The sequence below is a fragment of the Bacillus sp. FSL K6-1366 genome (assembly GCF_037976695.1).
GTDB lineage: Bacteria > Bacillota > Bacilli > Bacillales > Bacillaceae > Bacillus > Bacillus subtilis.
Map to the genome: position 1 here is coordinate 371,711 of NZ_CP150268.1, position 14,995 is coordinate 386,705.

Below are 14,995 nucleotides of genomic sequence, written 5' to 3' on the forward strand. Positions count from 1 at the left end.
TCACTCCCCAAACAAAGCATGGATTGCTTTACGCTGAGAAGTTTGTCTCATCAATGATTCACCGATAAGTACAGCTCGCGCCCCATGTTCATTGACAAATGTTAAATGTTCTAAAGAACCAATTCCGCTTTCGCTGACAAGCAAGGATTCTTTCGGAACGAGAGATGCGATTTGTTCTGTCTGCTTTACAGATGTTTCAAACGTTTTTAGGTTTCGATTATTTACGCCGAGAATGTCGGGTGTGAACACTTTCAATATTTGTTCTAGCGTTGATGCATCATGAACCTCCACTAACACGTCCATCTCCTTTTCACCTGCTTCAAGATATAATTCATGAAGGTGTAAGGGATCAAGCACCTCGCCGATTAACAATATGGCATCCGCTCCGATTCTTCTTGATTCCTCTACTTGAAGAGAATCAATAATAAAATCTTTTCTAAGTACAGGAATCGAAACAGCACGCTTTACGTCTGATAAATAGCTGTTTTCCCCTTGAAAAAACGGGGTGTCTGTTAAAACGGAAATCGCATCTGCCTTCGCAGCCTCATAGTCTTTTGCAATCTGCACAGGCACAAAATCCTCTTTAATAAGCCCTTTTGACGGCGATGCTTTCTTCACTTCGGCAATCAACCCGATAAACCGATTCGGGCTTGCCAGCGCCTCCTTAAATGAACGTTTCTCGAAAGGCTGCTCTACCGGCAGAACCAGTGTTTTCACTTCTTCTTTCTTTTGTTTGATGATTTTTTCAAGCATAGATCTCTTCCTCTTTCTGCTTTAGTCGTTCAAGCTGTGCAGCAGCGCCTCCGCTTGTAATCGTCTCTAACGCCAGCTCCGTTCCTTCCTTCAGTGAGGCGGTAATTCCCGCCGTGTAAATCGCAGCACCCGCATTAAAAGCCGTAATAGATAAAGCGGAACTGCTGCTTTTATTTTCAAAAATATTCTGAATGAGATAAGCGCTCTCTTTCGGAGACTGCACCTGTAAATCTTCAAGTCTGCCATTTGTGAAACCGAAATCTTCGGGTGAAACGGTATATTCCCGGCGCTCTCCGTCCTTTAATTCAATCACGTCGGTCGGTGCTGTAATTGAAAGCTCATCTAAACCGTCACGGCTTGATACAAACATAACGTGCTTCGGCTGAAACGTCTCCAGTGCGCTTGCCATCAATCCAGCTTTTTCAACAGAATAGGCCCCAATCACCTGACGCTTCGCCTGTAAAGGATTGCTGAGCGGCCCAAGCAGATTAAATACCGTTCTGAAACCTAGCTCTTTTCTAGTACCTGCTACATGTTTCATAGACGAATAGTAAAGCGGCGCAAAAAGAAATCCCATGTTGTTTGTTTCAATGCTGCTTTTGACCTTTTCGGGAGTGGTTTGAATAGAAACCTCTAGCTCCTCTAAAACATCAGCGCTTCCGCTTTTAGAAGAGACAGAGCGATTGCCATGCTTAGCGATTTTCGCACCAGCTGCCGAGGCAACAATTGCCGAGGCCGTTGAGATATTAAAAGTGGAAATACCGTCTCCCCCTGTTCCGCATGTATCAACAATATCAGGAAGTCCATCGACTGTAAGAGCGTGTGCCCGCATTGCCTTCACAAAACCTGCAAGCTCTTCTGGCGTCTCCCCCCGATGAGCAAGAATTGACAATATACCCCCCATTTCAGAAGGAGTCATTTCCGCTGCCATCATCATATTCATCAGCGTTTCAGCCTCACCGGCAGTAAGGGTTTTTCCGTCAACGCACAATTGTAGAAATCTGTTCATCAGCTTTATCCTCCTTGCTATGAAACATGTCTTCTGCAATATGAATCGTTTTCAGCAGCGCACCGGCTTTATTACAGCTTTCTTCGTATTCGGCTTCCGGAACAGAATCAGCAACAATGCCAGCACCTGCCTGTATCGATGCAACGCCGTTCTTTACACTCATCGTGCGAATCGTAATACAAGAGTCGATATTCCCGTCAAACCCAATGTAGGCAATACACCCTCCGTATGTCTCTCTCGGTGTTGGCTCGAGCTCTTGCAAAAGCTGCATGGCACGGATTTTGGGTGCGCCTGTTAAAGTCCCCGCCGGGAAAGCAGACATCAGTGCATCGACAGGATGAACCCCTTTTTTCAATCGGCCTGTAACCACCGAGATAATGTGCATGACATGTGAAAAGGAGACAATTTTTGTGAACTCCGGCACAGAAACAGAACCATACTCTGCTACTCTGCCGATATCGTTTCGGGCAAGATCAACGAGCATGTAATGCTCCGCCTTTTCTTTTTCATCCTTCATCAGCTCAACCTTCAGTCTCTCATCTTCAGCTTTGTCTGCGCCGCGTTTTCTCGTACCGGCAATCGGATGGATTTCTAAGTGCCCGTCTTGAACGTGTATTAACCGTTCCGGAGAGCTGCCGACTATTTCTCTGTCTAGCAGTTTCATATAATACATATACGGCGAAGGATTGACGATCCTAAGCACTCGGTATAACTCAAAAGCATCTGCTTTTATCGGCACCTCAAATTTTTGTGATAAAACACCCTGGAAGATATCTCCTGCTTTTATATAGCTTTTGATTTTTTCTACATCAGCCATAAAAGCCGATTTTTCATAATTAGAAGATACCGTCTCAAAGCTGGGTGTCTTGTATGAATCAGCAGAGAGAAACAGCTCTTTTATGTTTTTTTGGTCCATCATTTTTTCGATGAGATTTTGGAGCTCCAGATGATTTTGATGGAATACATCCATTTTTTCGTTTTCTGTTTCCTCTCCATTAAGCCTTGCATATTGGATAAAGTGGACGTTTTTGGTTTCATGATCATACGCAATTAATGTCCGGCAAACAAACAGCATGCACTTTTCCATGTCTGTTTCTTTTGTATGCGAAGGAACAGAAGGCTCAATCAGCGGGATCATATCATAGCTTAAGTACCCGACAGCTCCGCCGACAAAAGGAATGCCAAGCTGAGGTGTTTTGATTTTGTATGTGGTATTCATCCAGTTCAGCACTTCTTTTAGTTCATTTCCTGTGTAAAGAGATTTGCTGTCCTGATCAGCGGCCGAAAAACAGCCTTGCTCTTCTTTAATTGTGAGAAATGGATTCAGGCCGATAAACGAATATCTGGACCAAGTGGATGTATCGTCCTTGCTTTCAAGAAGATACGTAATCTCCCTGTCAAGCTTCTCTATCATTTGAATGGGTGTCAGTGTATCGACTGTGAAGGTCTCCACAATCGGTATCGTGTGGTGGGACAAGCTGTCCTCTAAAAATGCGGAAATGTTTGATTGGAAATTCATTGCTCTCACTCCTTATGGCAAGGAGAATGAGAAGATGGCATGAGAGGATAAAATACTATATAACAAATAAACCCAAAAGAAAGACTTCTTTTGGGTAGAATAAACATAATGTCTCAGCTCAACTAAACTCATTCTCTGCTACCCTATTCTCTAACTCAACTCATTCTAATTGCTTTATACACACTCTTGTGTATTTCTAAGCTATTCTTATCGTATTACAATTCAGTATTTTTTGTCAATGATAAATCGGGCCTCAATACGACGGCTTTTTCTAAATATACATGTCTGATCTGATCCTGAGGGACATCTGTCTGGACCGTCATCATGACTCTTATGCACTTTTTCAGACCGCCTGTTACGTCCATTTCCTGCATACATGTTACCGGTACATACTGCCATCCTGAAAGCTCGCGAACAGCTTTTGCCGGGAAAACAGCGTGCAAATCAGGTGTAGCCGACAGAAGCATTTGAACAACATCTTCCGGTTTTGTATGATTTTCTTCTATGATTTTCTCTAACAGCTGTTTAGTTTTTTGTAAAATTTCTTCTTCAGTATCCCGTTCAACTGTAGTTGCTCCGCGAATTCCGCGAATCATCATGATGTCTCCTCCAATCGCCATATGTTCAGCCAGCTCTCAAGTTCATTTCTGGAAAATGTATGATCAGCAACTTTCCCTAATTCGTTGAGCACAATAAACTGAATCTTCCCGCCACGGGTTTTCTTATCATTCATCATACGGTCCAAGAGAACCGAAGTTTCCGTCTCTTTTCTGATTTGACTTGGATAACCCAGGCTTTTTAGCCAGCTGACCAAACGTTTTCTGTCCATTTCACAGCCTACAGTCTTTTCGCTTATATATAAAGCAAACTGCATTCCGAGGGCTACGGCATCACCGTGAGTGATCTGCCCGTATCCATATTCCGCCTCAACGGCATGACCGAGCGTATGCCCGAAGTTTAAGTAAGCTCTTATCCCCTCTTCTTTTTCATCCTGCTGAACGACAGACGCTTTAATTGAAATGCCTTTAAAAATCATGTCATTCAGCTGATCATTAGTGATATCACGCAGTGAGTGGATATTCAGCAGCTCCTCCAGAAACGCTCTGTCATAGATAAAAGCGTGTTTAATCACTTCTGCCATTCCGGACCTAAGCTCTTTTTCAGGCAGAGAACGCAGGAAATCTGTATCATAGAGCACGGCTTTCGGCTGATAAAACGCACCGATTAGATTTTTTCCAAGCGGATGGTTCACGGCTACTTTTCCTCCGACTGCGCTGTCATGCGCCAAGAGCGTCGTAGGCATTTGGATGAAATCAATGCCGCGCATAAAAGTGGCAGCCACAAAACCGGCAAGATCCCCTACAACACCGCCACCGAATGCGATGATGCATGAGGAGCGATCCAAATGAAAACGAATCGCTTCACTCTGCAGCTTTGTGTACATGTCCATGGATTTTGCCTGCTCTCCACTCGGTACCGTCACTTTTTTCACAGGCCATTTATCTTGCAGCAAATGGAGCATTTCATCACCATACAGGCGGTCCACCTCTTCATCCGTGACAAGCATAATCCTTGTTAAAGGCCTGTTTAAAGAGGTTAATAGTTCGCAAGCCTTTTTTCTGATACCTTGTCCGATAAAAACAGGATATGACGAGGAAGCAGTTTGAACATGCAGTGTCTTCATTAAAATTCCCTCGACAGTTTTCTCATATTCTCCACATTTTCTCTAATGCGGTCAATTTGATCTAATCCGAATTGTTCAACGACTGCGTTCGCAATTTCCCAAGCGACAGCCGCTTCAGCGACTACACTTGCTGCAGGAACAGCACAGCTGTCTGAACGTTCAATGCTGGCGGAAAACGGTTCTTTCGTTTCAATATCTACACTTTTCAGCGGTTTATACAAAGTCGGAATCGGCTTCATGACTCCGCGGACAACGATTGGCATCCCTGTCGTCATGCCGCCTTCCAGTCCGCCAAGTCTGTTAGTAGCACGGGTGTATCCTTTTTCCTCGTCCCAAATGATCTCGTCATGGACTTCGCTTCCATTTCGGCCTGCCGCCTCAAATCCGATCCCGAATTCCACACCTTTAAATGCATTAATTGACAGTACAGCGGCAGCAAGCTTGCTATCCAGTTTGCGGTCATAATGGACATAGCTGCCCACGCCTACCGGCATTCCCTCGACAATGACTTCTACTATTCCGCCGATGGAATCTCCGTTTGCCTTTGCTTCATCAATGGCAGCCATCATTTTTTTGCCTGCCTCTTCATCGTAGCATCTGACAGGAGACTCTTCCGTTACGCGCTGCAGGTCTTCAATTGACGTATATTCTGTTTTTTCAGCTTTAACAGCGCCAATTTGCAACACGTGGCCCGCCACCTTAATGCCAAGCTCAGAAAGAATCTTTTTAGCTACAGCCCCTGCCGCCACTCTGACAGTTGTTTCCCTTGCTGAAGAACGCTCAAGCACATTTCTCATATCACGATGATTATATTTAATTGCACCGTTTAAGTCAGCGTGCCCAGGTCTAGGTCTGGAAATCTGGCGCTTCATTTCCTTTTCTTCATCTTCTGTAATTGGAGCGGCGCCCATGATTTTTGTCCAATGCTTCCAATCGTTATTTTCAACTACGAGAGCAATTGGTGAACCGAGTGTACGTGCATGGCGCACCCCGCTCATAATTTTGGCCTGGTCTTTTTCGATCTGCATGCGGCGGCCGCGGCCGTGTCCTTTTTGGCGTCTGGCAAGCTCAAAATTGATATCTTCCTCCGTTATGTAAAGCCCGGCAGGTACACCCTCAATAATGGTTGTCAGTTGGGGGCCGTGTGATTCTCCGGCTGTTAAATATCTCATGACTTCTTCTCCCTTCATCGCATTAACGCTTTTAAGTAAGACTACTATAACATATTTTTCAGCAAAAAGTCAGTCTATCTTTTTTGATAAAAGAATGTATCGGCTGGGACTAGGCCAAATTTCTCGGGATTGAAGATTTGCTCGGTGCTGCCGACAAAAAGAACTCCATTCTTCTTCAAGCTATGTGCCATTTTTAAATACAGCTCTTCCTTCGCGCTTTCTGTAAAATAAATAAATACATTGCGGCACACGATTAAGTCAAAGTCTTGTTCATAACGATCCGCCAGCAAATTGTGCTTTTTGAATGTAATATTCTTTTTGATTTCCGTTTTCACTTCATAACTTCTATTTGCGTTTTGCGTAAAATAACGATCTTTCACAGATAGCGGCACTTCCTGTAAAGACCGCTCCTGATAAACGCCTTTTTTCGCTTTTTCCAATGCTTTTTCATCAATATCCGTCGCTAAAATCTGATAGCCCGGAAGACCTTTTTGCTGGTCCAAAAGCATGGCAAGCGTGTATGGCTCCTCCCCCGTTGAGCAGGCGGCACTCCAAATCTTTAAAGGCCTAGAGGTCTTGATTAACGGCAGAATTGCAGTCTCAAGAACTTCCCACCTTTTATAATTACGATAAAATTCTGAAACATTGATCGTCATTCTGTCCAATGTTTCATTTAAGAGAGCTTGATCCTCTTCCAATGCCGCCGCAAAGTCCTTAAAGCTTTGGAACCCCTTTTTCTCATAAAGTGACGTTAGCCTTCTCTTCATTTGTGCTTCTTTATATAGTGTCAAATCGACTCCGGTTAATTGTTTCCATTTCGTTGTAAATACGCTGTATGTATCCATCTCTACTCTCCCAGTCTCGCTGTCTTTTTGTCCTAGTATAGCTTGTTTTATCAGGAAATTGTATTGTTTCAATAAAAAAATCAGCTTTTCAGCTGATTTTAGATCGTTGGGAAAGGCAGAGGTCTGATGCACACTGCCATTCAACCCTTTATTCACTTTAATGTAAACCTTTACAAAACAGAACAAAAACCGGCGGCGTTATATGTTGCCGGCTCTGTTGCTTATTTTCACAATGATTAATAGATCCAGCCTGCCATAAGCTGCTGATATGATACTAATTCTTCATTCTTAAAGAAAATGTTAATCTCGCGTTCTGCACTTTCGAGAGAATCAGAGCCGTGGATGATGTTTTTTCCGACAAACATGCCATAATCCCCACGAATCGTACCAGGTAAAGCTTCTTTAGGGTTTGTCTTCCCGATCAGCTGTCTCGTCACTTCAATGACATTTTCGCCTTCCCACACCATTGCGAATACAGGTCCTGAAGTAATAAACTCAACGAGCTCTCCGAAGAAAGGCTTACCTTGATGTTCGGCGTAGTGTTTCTCAGCCATTTGTTCAGTCACTCTCATTAACTTGGCGCCAGCTAATTGTAAGCCCTTACGTTCGAATCTAGATAAAATGTCCCCAATGAGCTGACGTTGGACACCGTCTGGTTTCACCATGATAAAAGTCTTTTCCATCATATTCTCCACCCCATCATTATGTATGTATAGGCTTTCACACTGCACACCGAAATCGTAACATCTTTCTGATAATTAATCAATCCGGGGCGGAGAAATTTCTTAATATCTACAAAAATTAAAATTTTCTTTTACCGATATATTTTGCGATGGCTGCAAGAGACGAGCGTGCGCGCCCTCGAGGAAGCGTGTTTAATTTCTGAAAAGCTTTCTGCAGATACATTTCGCTTACTGCCATAGATGCTTCAATTGCATCTGTTTTTTTGATTTCTTCAATGATTGGTTCAAGCTGTTCCTGCGTTGTCTCACTGTTAATCAATTTAAGCTGGTTTTTTAATGCAGGATTTTTCAGGGCATACAGCACTGGCAATGTGACGTTTCCTTGAAGCAAATCTCCTCCTACGGGTTTACCCAGCTCTTCCTCAGTTGAAGTAAAATCAAGAATATCATCAATAATCTGATAAGACATGCCGACGTAATACCCAAACCAGTACAATGCCTTATGAATCTTCTCATCAGCTCCAGACGCAATGGCACCAAGCTGGCAGCTGACCGCGATCAAGAGAGCTGTTTTTCTTTTGATACGGCGGAGATACGTTCTGAGATTTTGTTCCATGTTGTATTTGTCTTTGATCTGCTCAATTTCCCCTAGACAAACTTCAACGATCGTCTGTGACAAAATCCTATGGGCTTTCGGTTCGTTAATTCTCGTCATCATTTCAAGAGATCCCGCAAGCATATAATCGCCTGTGTACATCGCAATACGATTGTCCCACTTTGCTTTGATTGTCGGTTTTCCTCGGCGAAGCTCCGCATCATCAATGACATCATCATGAACCAAAGATGCCATGTGAATCATTTCCAGAGTGACGGCGACATATTTAATCTTATTAATATCGTAATCGCCAAACATGCCGGAAAGCAACACGAAAACAGGCCTAATACGTTTCCCTCCGGCCTGCAGCAGGTGAAGACCTGCCTCGCTTAAAAGCGGGTAATCGGAACGTACGGTTTGTTCAAGTTCTCTTTCGATTACATCAATATCGTCATTTAAAAAAGAGTAGGCCATTTTAAATTTCATATCATTCACCCAAACATCTGTGTTTTCATTTCCATCCGATATGCGTGGCAGCGACTCCGCCAGTAAACGAATGATATTTAACATTTTTCAGGCCCGCCTCTTCAAACAGGCCTGCCAGTTCCTTCATTCCAGGGAAATCTCTGGCTGATTCTTGAAGCCAAGAATATTCTTTATAGCTCTTCGCAAACAGTTTCCCGAAAAACGGCATAATATACTTAAAGTACATAAAGTAAGCCTGTCTGAATCCGAACATTTCCGGCTGGGACGTTTCCAGACATACCACCTGCCCGCCCGGCTTCACTACACGTCTCATCTCTTTCAGTACAGTCAAGTAATCAGGGACATTGCGGAGTCCGAAGCCAATGGTGACATAATCAAATGTATCATCATCAAAAGGAAGCTCCATCGCATTTCCGTGCAGCAGTTCAATTTGGCTGAATCCGCCGTCTTTTACTTTCTGCTCGCCGACACTCAGCATTTTTTCACTGAAATCCAAGCCCTTGATCTCGCCGCTTTTGCCGGCCGCTTTTGCAAGAGCGATCGTCCAGTCAGCCGTTCCGCAGCAGACATCAAGTGCTTTTGCGCCTTCTTTTACATTCATGATGCGCATCGTTTTGTCGCGCCATTTTTTATGCTGCTGAAAACTGATGACAGAGTTCATTTGGTCATAGTTTTTATATATTTTTTCAAATACTCCGTGTACGCGCTGTTCTTTTGAGTCCTGCATAATGGTTTACCCTTCTTCCACTTTCTGATGATAGGTTTGATCTTGGCTGATTGTCTTCAGACGGTTTATTAAAATGTTCTGAATAGGTGAATTTAGAGGCAGAAGTGACTCAATGCTGTTTTTCGCTTTTTTAAAACAATCTTCTAATATCTCTTCTTTTGTTTTTCCCAGCTGTATAAAACTGCCGATCACATCCAGAAATGCATCATTTCCGTTCATAAGCCGCTTAAATACAAAAAAATCACTCGACAGCTTTTTCCAGCGCGGAAGGTTGAAGTGTTCCGCCACACGATGGAATAAAGCTGATTCAACGATGCCGACACTTTCGAAAAAATCGTTTTCGTCCTTGAAAGAACGGTCATATAAACGAATTTTATGTTCGTTGATTTCTTTAATGGCTGTAGCAAGCGTCCGAATCATGTAGATATCCTTCATTTCAGATAGTAAAGAGTAGTACAGCCCGCTGAAATAATCGCCCGCGAGAACAGTCAATTGGCGGTTTTTGTTTTCGTCTCGTTTTATGACTCTAGCTGTCGTCACTTCATCATGGGTATCAAGGGCGCTTTGTACAAGCATCGCTGTTACAATATAATTTTCTCTGTCGTTGTTTTTTATGTCGGCTTCTTCAAATAAAGCATGAAAAAGAAGAAGCTTATCCTCATCAATTTTCGGCGCAGAAATATGCTTCGCTAAATAAGGATGAGACAGCTTTTGTTTTAATTTCGTGTTCAGATTGGCTAAAGTTCCGTAGATGTCTTGCAAAAATATCACCCTTGTCCCCAAATTCACATTTATTTCTTAATCTATGTATGAGTTTTATCTTTTCATTCGCTTACGCAGGTATCATTATAGCATAAAAAAAAGAAATTGGCTGTATCCTCCCGCTGTTTGCGAGCATTTGCTTTTAACAGCGGGGACAGCCAGCTTATTTTTTTTCGCTTTTCATTTCTCCGTACGCGGTTTGAATCAGTGCCTCTCCTCTGACTTTAATGGCAGAAGTATGCTCTGTAAACTGAGCGATGATCACTTCTCCCTTGTCGAGTTTTTCGGAATGGTGAAACTTTGTGTCTGTTCCTCTTGTCAGGCCGATCACATTCACTCCGTCCTCAACGGCTTTAATGACGACAAAATCACTTGAATGCTTTTGGTTCATTTATAGCACCCTCTATCTTTATTAGTCCTGGCGTTTAATATGTTCCAATACTTCTGCACGGGCAGCGGCATCATCTTTAAAAACACCTCTGACTGCTGAAGTCACAGTTTTCGCACCCGGTTTTCTTACACCGCGCATCGTCATGCACATGTGTTCCGCTTCAACCACTACCATTACGCCATGCGGATCAAGCGTTTCTACGATGCTTTCTGCAATTGTAGAAGTGATGCGTTCCTGAAGCTGCGGGCGCTTTGCAACGGCTTCAACGGCACGTGCCAGTTTGCTGAGCCCTGTGACCTTTCCGCCTCGCGGGATATATGCAACATGTGCTTTTCCATAAAAGGGAACAAGGTGATGCTCACACATAGAATGAAATGCGATATCTTTTACAAGAACAAGCTCCTCATGGTTTTCACCGAAGATAGTCTGGAAATGTTCTTTTGGATCTTCATTCAAGCCGGAGAATACTTCGGCATACATCTTTGCGACTCTTTTCGGAGTATCAAGAAGCCCTTCTCTATTCGGGTCTTCTCCGATCGCTTCTAAAATTTGACGAACAGCTTGTTCGATTTGCTCTTTATTAACTTCTTTCATGTTCTATGTCCTCCACCAATGAATACATTTAATTTCGATTCTAGCACATATGCCCCGCTAAAAGCAAAGTGAATGCCCTGTCAGGAAGCCCATGCTCTTGAAATATGAAAAGCCCCTTAGAAAGGGGCTTTTCTGTGAAGAAATAAAGTGTATGTAAGCTAGATGCATACACGATCTATATTCACAATTATTTTCCGGCAACTGCGTCTTTAAGCGCTTTACCTGGTTTGAAAGCAGGTACTTTGCTTGCTGGAATTTCGATTTCTTCACCTGTTTGAGGATTGCGTCCTTTACGTGCAGAACGTTCACGCACCTCGAAGTTACCAAAACCGATCAGTTGGATTTTATCACCGTTTTTAAGTGCATCTAAGATCGTATCAAAAACAGAGTCAACTGCTTTTGTAGCGTCTTTTTTAGACAATTCGCTTGCTTCTGCAACCGCATTGATAAGTTCTGTTTTGTTCATGCCTTTCACCTCCTCCCAAAAGGATACATTCAGTTCGTTTATTATCATTTCTTCACAGTTCAGTCTGATTCTAAACCTGTCTCAGAAAAAAATGAGAGCAAGTAAGAGAAAGACAATTAAACGGCTTTTTAAGAAAAACTGCACTCTGAGGAATGTTTGTCCAACAAAGTGAAGAATTTCTGTATGTAGAGTAACACATATAAAAAGCCATATCAAGCATTTTAAAGCGTCAATCCCTTGCTCGTCAAGGATTTAAGGTGATTTACCGAACGAATATTCCTTTTTTTCCTTTTTTCATCCTATTCCTTGATCCTTTTCCATTATTAAGAGCAAAGAAAAAAGACCTCCCATTCTATAAAGAGGTCTACCGGTATTACAGGATGATGGCGATTAAGCCGCCAGAGCCTTCGTTTATGATTCTTTCTAATGTTTCTTTTAATTTATACCGTGCGTTTTCAGGCATCAATGACAGCTTTGCCTGAATCCCTTCTCTCACAATTGAGCTCAGCGACCTTCCGAAGATATCGGAATTCCAGATGGAGAGCGGATCATCCTCAAAGTCCTGCATTAAATAGCGTACAAGCTCTTCACTTTGTTTTTCCGTTCCGATAATCGGGGCGAATTCGCTTTCGACATCTACTTTGATCATATGGATCGACGGAGCGACAGCTTTCAGCCTCACACCGAATCGCGAGCCCTGCCTTATAATTTCCGGCTCATCGAGACTCATATCAGCTAAAGCAGGCGCTGCAATGCCGTATCCCGTCTGTTTGACCATTTTTAAGGCATCAGACACTTGATCATATTCTGTTTTCGCATGGGCGAAGTCTTGCATGAGCTCAAGCAGATGGTCTCTTCCTCTGATTTCGACGCCCACAACTTCTTTTAGGATTTGATCATATAGATGATCAGGCGCGTACAAATCAATTTCTGCCACCCCTTGGCCCAGCTCAATTCCGGCTAATCCGGCACTTTCAATGAATTCAAACTCGCTGAATTGGCCGACAACCCTGTCTACGTCCCGGAGCCGTTTAATATCCTTAACCGTTTCCTTCACGGACTCCTGATAGCTTTCACGCAACCAATGGTTTTCTTTCAGCACCATTACCCAGCTTGGGAGATTGACATTCACTTCTAGCACCGGAAACTCGTAGAGGGCCTCTCTGAGCACACTCAGCACATCTGATTCCCGCATGCTCTCTACACTCATTGCCAATACCGGGATATCATATTTTTCGCTTAAATCCTGGCGCATGGCTTCCGTTTCCGGGTGATACGGCCTGACTGAGTTGATGACCATAATAAAAGGTTTGCCAACCTCTTTCAGCTCTTCAATGACCCTTTCTTCAGCCTCTATATAGTCACTTCTAGCGATATCTCCAATGGTGCCGTCTGTCGTAATGACAACTCCGATGGTCGAGTGTTCTTGAATGACTTTTCGTGTGCCGATTTCAGCAGCCTCATGAAATGGGATCGGTTCTTCGTACCAAGGCGTATTGATCATCCGCGGCCCGTTTTCATCTTCATATCCTTTAGCGCCGGGCACTGTGTAACCTACACAATCTACTAATCTTATATTCACATCGAGTCCGTCTGACACATGAACAGACATCGCCTGATTCGGAACAAATTTAGGCTCTGTAGTCATAATGGTTTTGCCGGCTGCGCTCTGCGGCAGTTCATCCTGCGCTCGGGCCCGGTCTGCTTCGTTACTGATATTCGGGAGCACCACAAGCTCCATAAATTTTTTAATGAACGTGGATTTTCCTGTACGGACAGCACCTACGACTCCTAAGTATATATCGCCTCCTGTTCGTTCAGCGATATCCTTGAAAATATCGACCTTTTCCAAGTGATCCCCTCCCGGACTTCCTATCCTTTTCAATTTTATTAAGCTCTTTCAATCAAACACAGGACACTATATGTGTATGACGTTGTCCTATTTGAATATGACATCTTTAGAAAATTTCTCATCCTCAATCTATTAATATAAAAAAACCTTTCTCCCTATTTGTATGCAAGGGAGAAAGGTTCATTCCTTTTTCATATCATTTTCTAAAAAAACAGGTTCCTGTTTGTCATTTACCGTATATTTTACAGAAAACGCGGGGACAAAGGGGGTTTCATGCCAAATCATATCCTGGATTTCAGTCCCGGGTTTAAACGTTTTTTTGCTTTTTTTGAGGCAAGAAGCCAGCTCAGTCCGGTAATCGGCATATATTTCTCCGTCTCCGTCAATCATAAGCGGCAAGGAATTCCCTGAGATTGGGCTTGTCACTGTAAGAGAGCTGCCATCCCCAAGCTTCTTCTCATCGAGTGTAAATAAATCACGAGATAGCACATCCTTGTAAGGCGGATATTGATGCTCCTGACGGTACATTTGGATGCGCAATTTCACATCGCGAATTTTTTCTGCCATCTTTAGATCAATTAATTTAACAGTCGGATCGTTCTCTACGTCAACAAGCACGTATTGATAGTCTCCCCCGCTTTCAAATGCCGTACTTGGAGGTTCAGCTATGTACCTTGGCGCTAACCGATTAAAGTCTATCGGATATTTTTGATATAGCGGTGTCGACATATCTTTGGTTTGAATGGGAAGCAGGCCTCCATTTGCCTTTTGAAATTCATCAACAGCAGATTGAACCTGCTTTAGCTGGTCTTGATAAGGAATGGCATGCACACTGCTTTTCCGTTCATTTGGATATAAACATCCGGATAAAAACACGACTGCCGCAAAAATGATTGCGCACTTCAGTTTACCCATACAGCACTTCCTTTTACAGCTTTATTCATTGACAGGGCCGCTAAAAACCACGACAAACACAATAATTCCAGATATGAGCATACACATGTATGCGAATGATGAAATCGCAATCTTCAAAAAACGGTTTTGGCACTTAAAGCGGCTTAAATAGATGGAAGCTACAGCCAGAAACATCAGACCCATGGACCCTAGAGCAAACCACATTTTCATCAATGCCAGATTCAATGACGTGCGCCTCCCCGATATGTAAGATGTAAGCGTTATATTATATTTTAATATACAGCGCCGGAAAAGATCAACCAGATTTTCCATCCATTGATAGAACAAAAAAACTGAAGCAAAGAGGGGGACCTTCGCTTCAGTCAACTTGACTATATTCACCTGCACGTTTAAGAAACACTCTCTTGGACTTCGATGCTATAGTATGCGACTTGGCATACAGATGCATCCTCTATTGCCTAAATCGGCAAAATGTTTCAGGAGATCCCAAGACTTGGGTGTTCTTCTGTTTTTCGGGCTTTCGTTCAATTAAGATATGCGAT

General features: G+C 43.1%; 17 protein-coding genes. All 17 read right to left on the reverse strand.

Translation table 11 applies throughout. From position 1 onward, the window contains the following. The 17 genes from trpC to MHI44_RS01990 all read right to left on the reverse strand — a co-directional run bounded on the left by trpC (nucleotide 1) and on the right by MHI44_RS01990 (nucleotide 14,678). Complete coding sequence (gene trpC / locus MHI44_RS01910) at nucleotides 1-753, reverse strand: indole-3-glycerol phosphate synthase TrpC (RefSeq protein ID WP_134981822.1); 753 nt, start codon at nucleotides 751-753, stop codon at nucleotides 1-3. Next, entirely contained in the window at nucleotides 746-1,762 is a 1,017-nt protein-coding gene (gene trpD, locus MHI44_RS01915) for an anthranilate phosphoribosyltransferase (RefSeq protein ID WP_159376945.1), read from the reverse strand. The genes trpC and trpD overlap by 8 nt, the downstream gene beginning before the upstream one ends. Further along, entirely contained in the window at nucleotides 1,734-3,281 is a 1,548-nt protein-coding gene (gene trpE, locus MHI44_RS01920) for an anthranilate synthase component I (RefSeq protein ID WP_339202780.1), read from the reverse strand. Before trpE ends, trpD begins: the two co-directional genes overlap by 29 nt. A gap of 215 nt (nucleotides 3,282-3,496) precedes the next feature. After that, on the reverse strand, nucleotides 3,497-3,880 hold the full coding sequence (gene aroH, locus MHI44_RS01925; protein WP_004398675.1) for a chorismate mutase: 384 nt from the start codon (nucleotides 3,878-3,880) through the stop codon (nucleotides 3,497-3,499). Further along, entirely contained in the window at nucleotides 3,877-4,965 is a 1,089-nt protein-coding gene (aroB, locus tag MHI44_RS01930) for a 3-dehydroquinate synthase (protein WP_339174779.1), read from the reverse strand. The genes aroH and aroB overlap by 4 nt, the downstream gene beginning before the upstream one ends. Then, nucleotides 4,965-6,137 carry a chorismate synthase gene (gene aroC, locus MHI44_RS01935; protein WP_004398727.1) on the reverse strand — a complete coding sequence of 391 codons (1,173 nt, stop codon included), beginning with the start codon at nucleotides 6,135-6,137 and terminating at the stop codon, nucleotides 4,965-4,967. Before aroC ends, aroB begins: the two co-directional genes overlap by 1 nt. A 74-nt stretch (nucleotides 6,138-6,211) precedes the next feature. After that, the gene (cheR, locus tag MHI44_RS01940) at nucleotides 6,212-6,982 is read right to left on the reverse strand and encodes a protein-glutamate O-methyltransferase CheR (RefSeq protein WP_015251811.1); all 771 of its coding nucleotides are present in this window, start codon (nucleotides 6,980-6,982) and stop codon (nucleotides 6,212-6,214) included. A 236-nt stretch (nucleotides 6,983-7,218) separates the two neighbouring features. Then, nucleotides 7,219-7,668 (reverse strand): nucleoside-diphosphate kinase, encoded by a 450-nt coding sequence (ndk, locus tag MHI44_RS01945; protein WP_010886554.1) that lies wholly within the window; start codon nucleotides 7,666-7,668, stop codon nucleotides 7,219-7,221. A gap of 115 nt (nucleotides 7,669-7,783) precedes the next feature. Next, the gene (gene hepT / locus MHI44_RS01950) at nucleotides 7,784-8,746 is read right to left on the reverse strand and encodes a heptaprenyl diphosphate synthase component II (RefSeq protein WP_003246013.1); all 963 of its coding nucleotides are present in this window, start codon (nucleotides 8,744-8,746) and stop codon (nucleotides 7,784-7,786) included. Nucleotides 8,747-8,771: 25 nt separating this feature from the next. Then, entirely contained in the window at nucleotides 8,772-9,473 is a 702-nt protein-coding gene (gene menG, locus MHI44_RS01955) for a demethylmenaquinone methyltransferase (protein ID WP_339202782.1), read from the reverse strand. A gap of 6 nt (nucleotides 9,474-9,479) precedes the next feature. Then, entirely contained in the window at nucleotides 9,480-10,235 is a 756-nt protein-coding gene (gene hepS / locus MHI44_RS01960) for a heptaprenyl diphosphate synthase component 1 (RefSeq protein WP_004398550.1), read from the reverse strand. A gap of 163 nt (nucleotides 10,236-10,398) precedes the next feature. After that, on the reverse strand, nucleotides 10,399-10,626 hold the full coding sequence (mtrB, locus tag MHI44_RS01965; RefSeq protein WP_003230576.1) for a trp RNA-binding attenuation protein MtrB: 228 nt from the start codon (nucleotides 10,624-10,626) through the stop codon (nucleotides 10,399-10,401). 21 nt (nucleotides 10,627-10,647) lie between these two features. Beyond that, complete coding sequence (gene folE, locus MHI44_RS01970) at nucleotides 10,648-11,220, reverse strand: GTP cyclohydrolase I FolE (protein WP_003225516.1); 573 nt, start codon at nucleotides 11,218-11,220, stop codon at nucleotides 10,648-10,650. Between the two features lie 187 nt (nucleotides 11,221-11,407). Next, nucleotides 11,408-11,686: a non-specific DNA-binding protein Hbs gene (gene hbs, locus MHI44_RS01975; RefSeq protein WP_003153447.1), complete on the reverse strand. Its 279-nt coding sequence runs from the start codon at nucleotides 11,684-11,686 to the stop codon at nucleotides 11,408-11,410. Nucleotides 11,687-12,059: 373 nt separating this feature from the next. After that, nucleotides 12,060-13,538 (reverse strand): stage IV sporulation protein A, encoded by a 1,479-nt coding sequence (gene spoIVA / locus MHI44_RS01980; RefSeq protein ID WP_003230572.1) that lies wholly within the window; start codon nucleotides 13,536-13,538, stop codon nucleotides 12,060-12,062. Nucleotides 13,539-13,718: 180 nt separating this feature from the next. Continuing rightward, nucleotides 13,719-14,453, reverse strand: a complete 735-nt coding sequence (locus tag MHI44_RS01985; RefSeq protein ID WP_003230571.1) for a hypothetical protein — start codon at nucleotides 14,451-14,453, stop codon at nucleotides 13,719-13,721. A 21-nt stretch (nucleotides 14,454-14,474) separates the two neighbouring features. Then, nucleotides 14,475-14,678, reverse strand: a complete 204-nt coding sequence (locus tag MHI44_RS01990; protein ID WP_004399143.1) for a DUF2768 domain-containing protein — start codon at nucleotides 14,676-14,678, stop codon at nucleotides 14,475-14,477. Nucleotides 14,679-14,995 lie beyond the last annotated feature (317 nt).

Coding starts and splice junctions, on each gene's coding strand:
- aroB (WP_339174779.1), bottom strand. CDS start 4,965: ATGAAGACACTGCATGTTCAAACTGCTTCCTCGTCATATCCTGTTTTT.
- aroC (WP_004398727.1), bottom strand. CDS start 6,137: ATGAGATATTTAACAGCCGGAGAATCACACGGCCCCCAACTGACAACC.
- hepT (WP_003246013.1), bottom strand. CDS start 8,746: ATGAAATTTAAAATGGCCTACTCTTTTTTAAATGACGATATTGATGTA.
- trpE (WP_339202780.1), bottom strand. CDS start 3,281: ATGAATTTCCAATCAAACATTTCCGCATTTTTAGAGGACAGCTTGTCC.
- MHI44_RS01985 (WP_003230571.1), bottom strand. CDS start 14,453: ATGGGTAAACTGAAGTGCGCAATCATTTTTGCGGCAGTCGTGTTTTTA.
- cheR (WP_015251811.1), bottom strand. CDS start 6,982: ATGGATACATACAGCGTATTTACAACGAAATGGAAACAATTAACCGGA.
- mtrB (WP_003230576.1), bottom strand. CDS start 10,626: ATGAACCAAAAGCATTCAAGTGATTTTGTCGTCATTAAAGCCGTTGAG.
- folE (WP_003225516.1), bottom strand. CDS start 11,220: ATGAAAGAAGTTAATAAAGAGCAAATCGAACAAGCTGTTCGTCAAATT.
- hbs (WP_003153447.1), bottom strand. CDS start 11,686: ATGAACAAAACAGAACTTATCAATGCGGTTGCAGAAGCAAGCGAATTG.
- aroH (WP_004398675.1), bottom strand. CDS start 3,880: ATGATGATTCGCGGAATTCGCGGAGCAACTACAGTTGAACGGGATACT.
- trpD (WP_159376945.1), bottom strand. CDS start 1,762: ATGAACAGATTTCTACAATTGTGCGTTGACGGAAAAACCCTTACTGCC.
- menG (WP_339202782.1), bottom strand. CDS start 9,473: ATGCAGGACTCAAAAGAACAGCGCGTACACGGAGTATTTGAAAAAATA.
- ndk (WP_010886554.1), bottom strand. CDS start 7,668: ATGATGGAAAAGACTTTTATCATGGTGAAACCAGACGGTGTCCAACGT.
- trpC (WP_134981822.1), bottom strand. CDS start 753: ATGCTTGAAAAAATCATCAAACAAAAGAAAGAAGAAGTGAAAACACTG.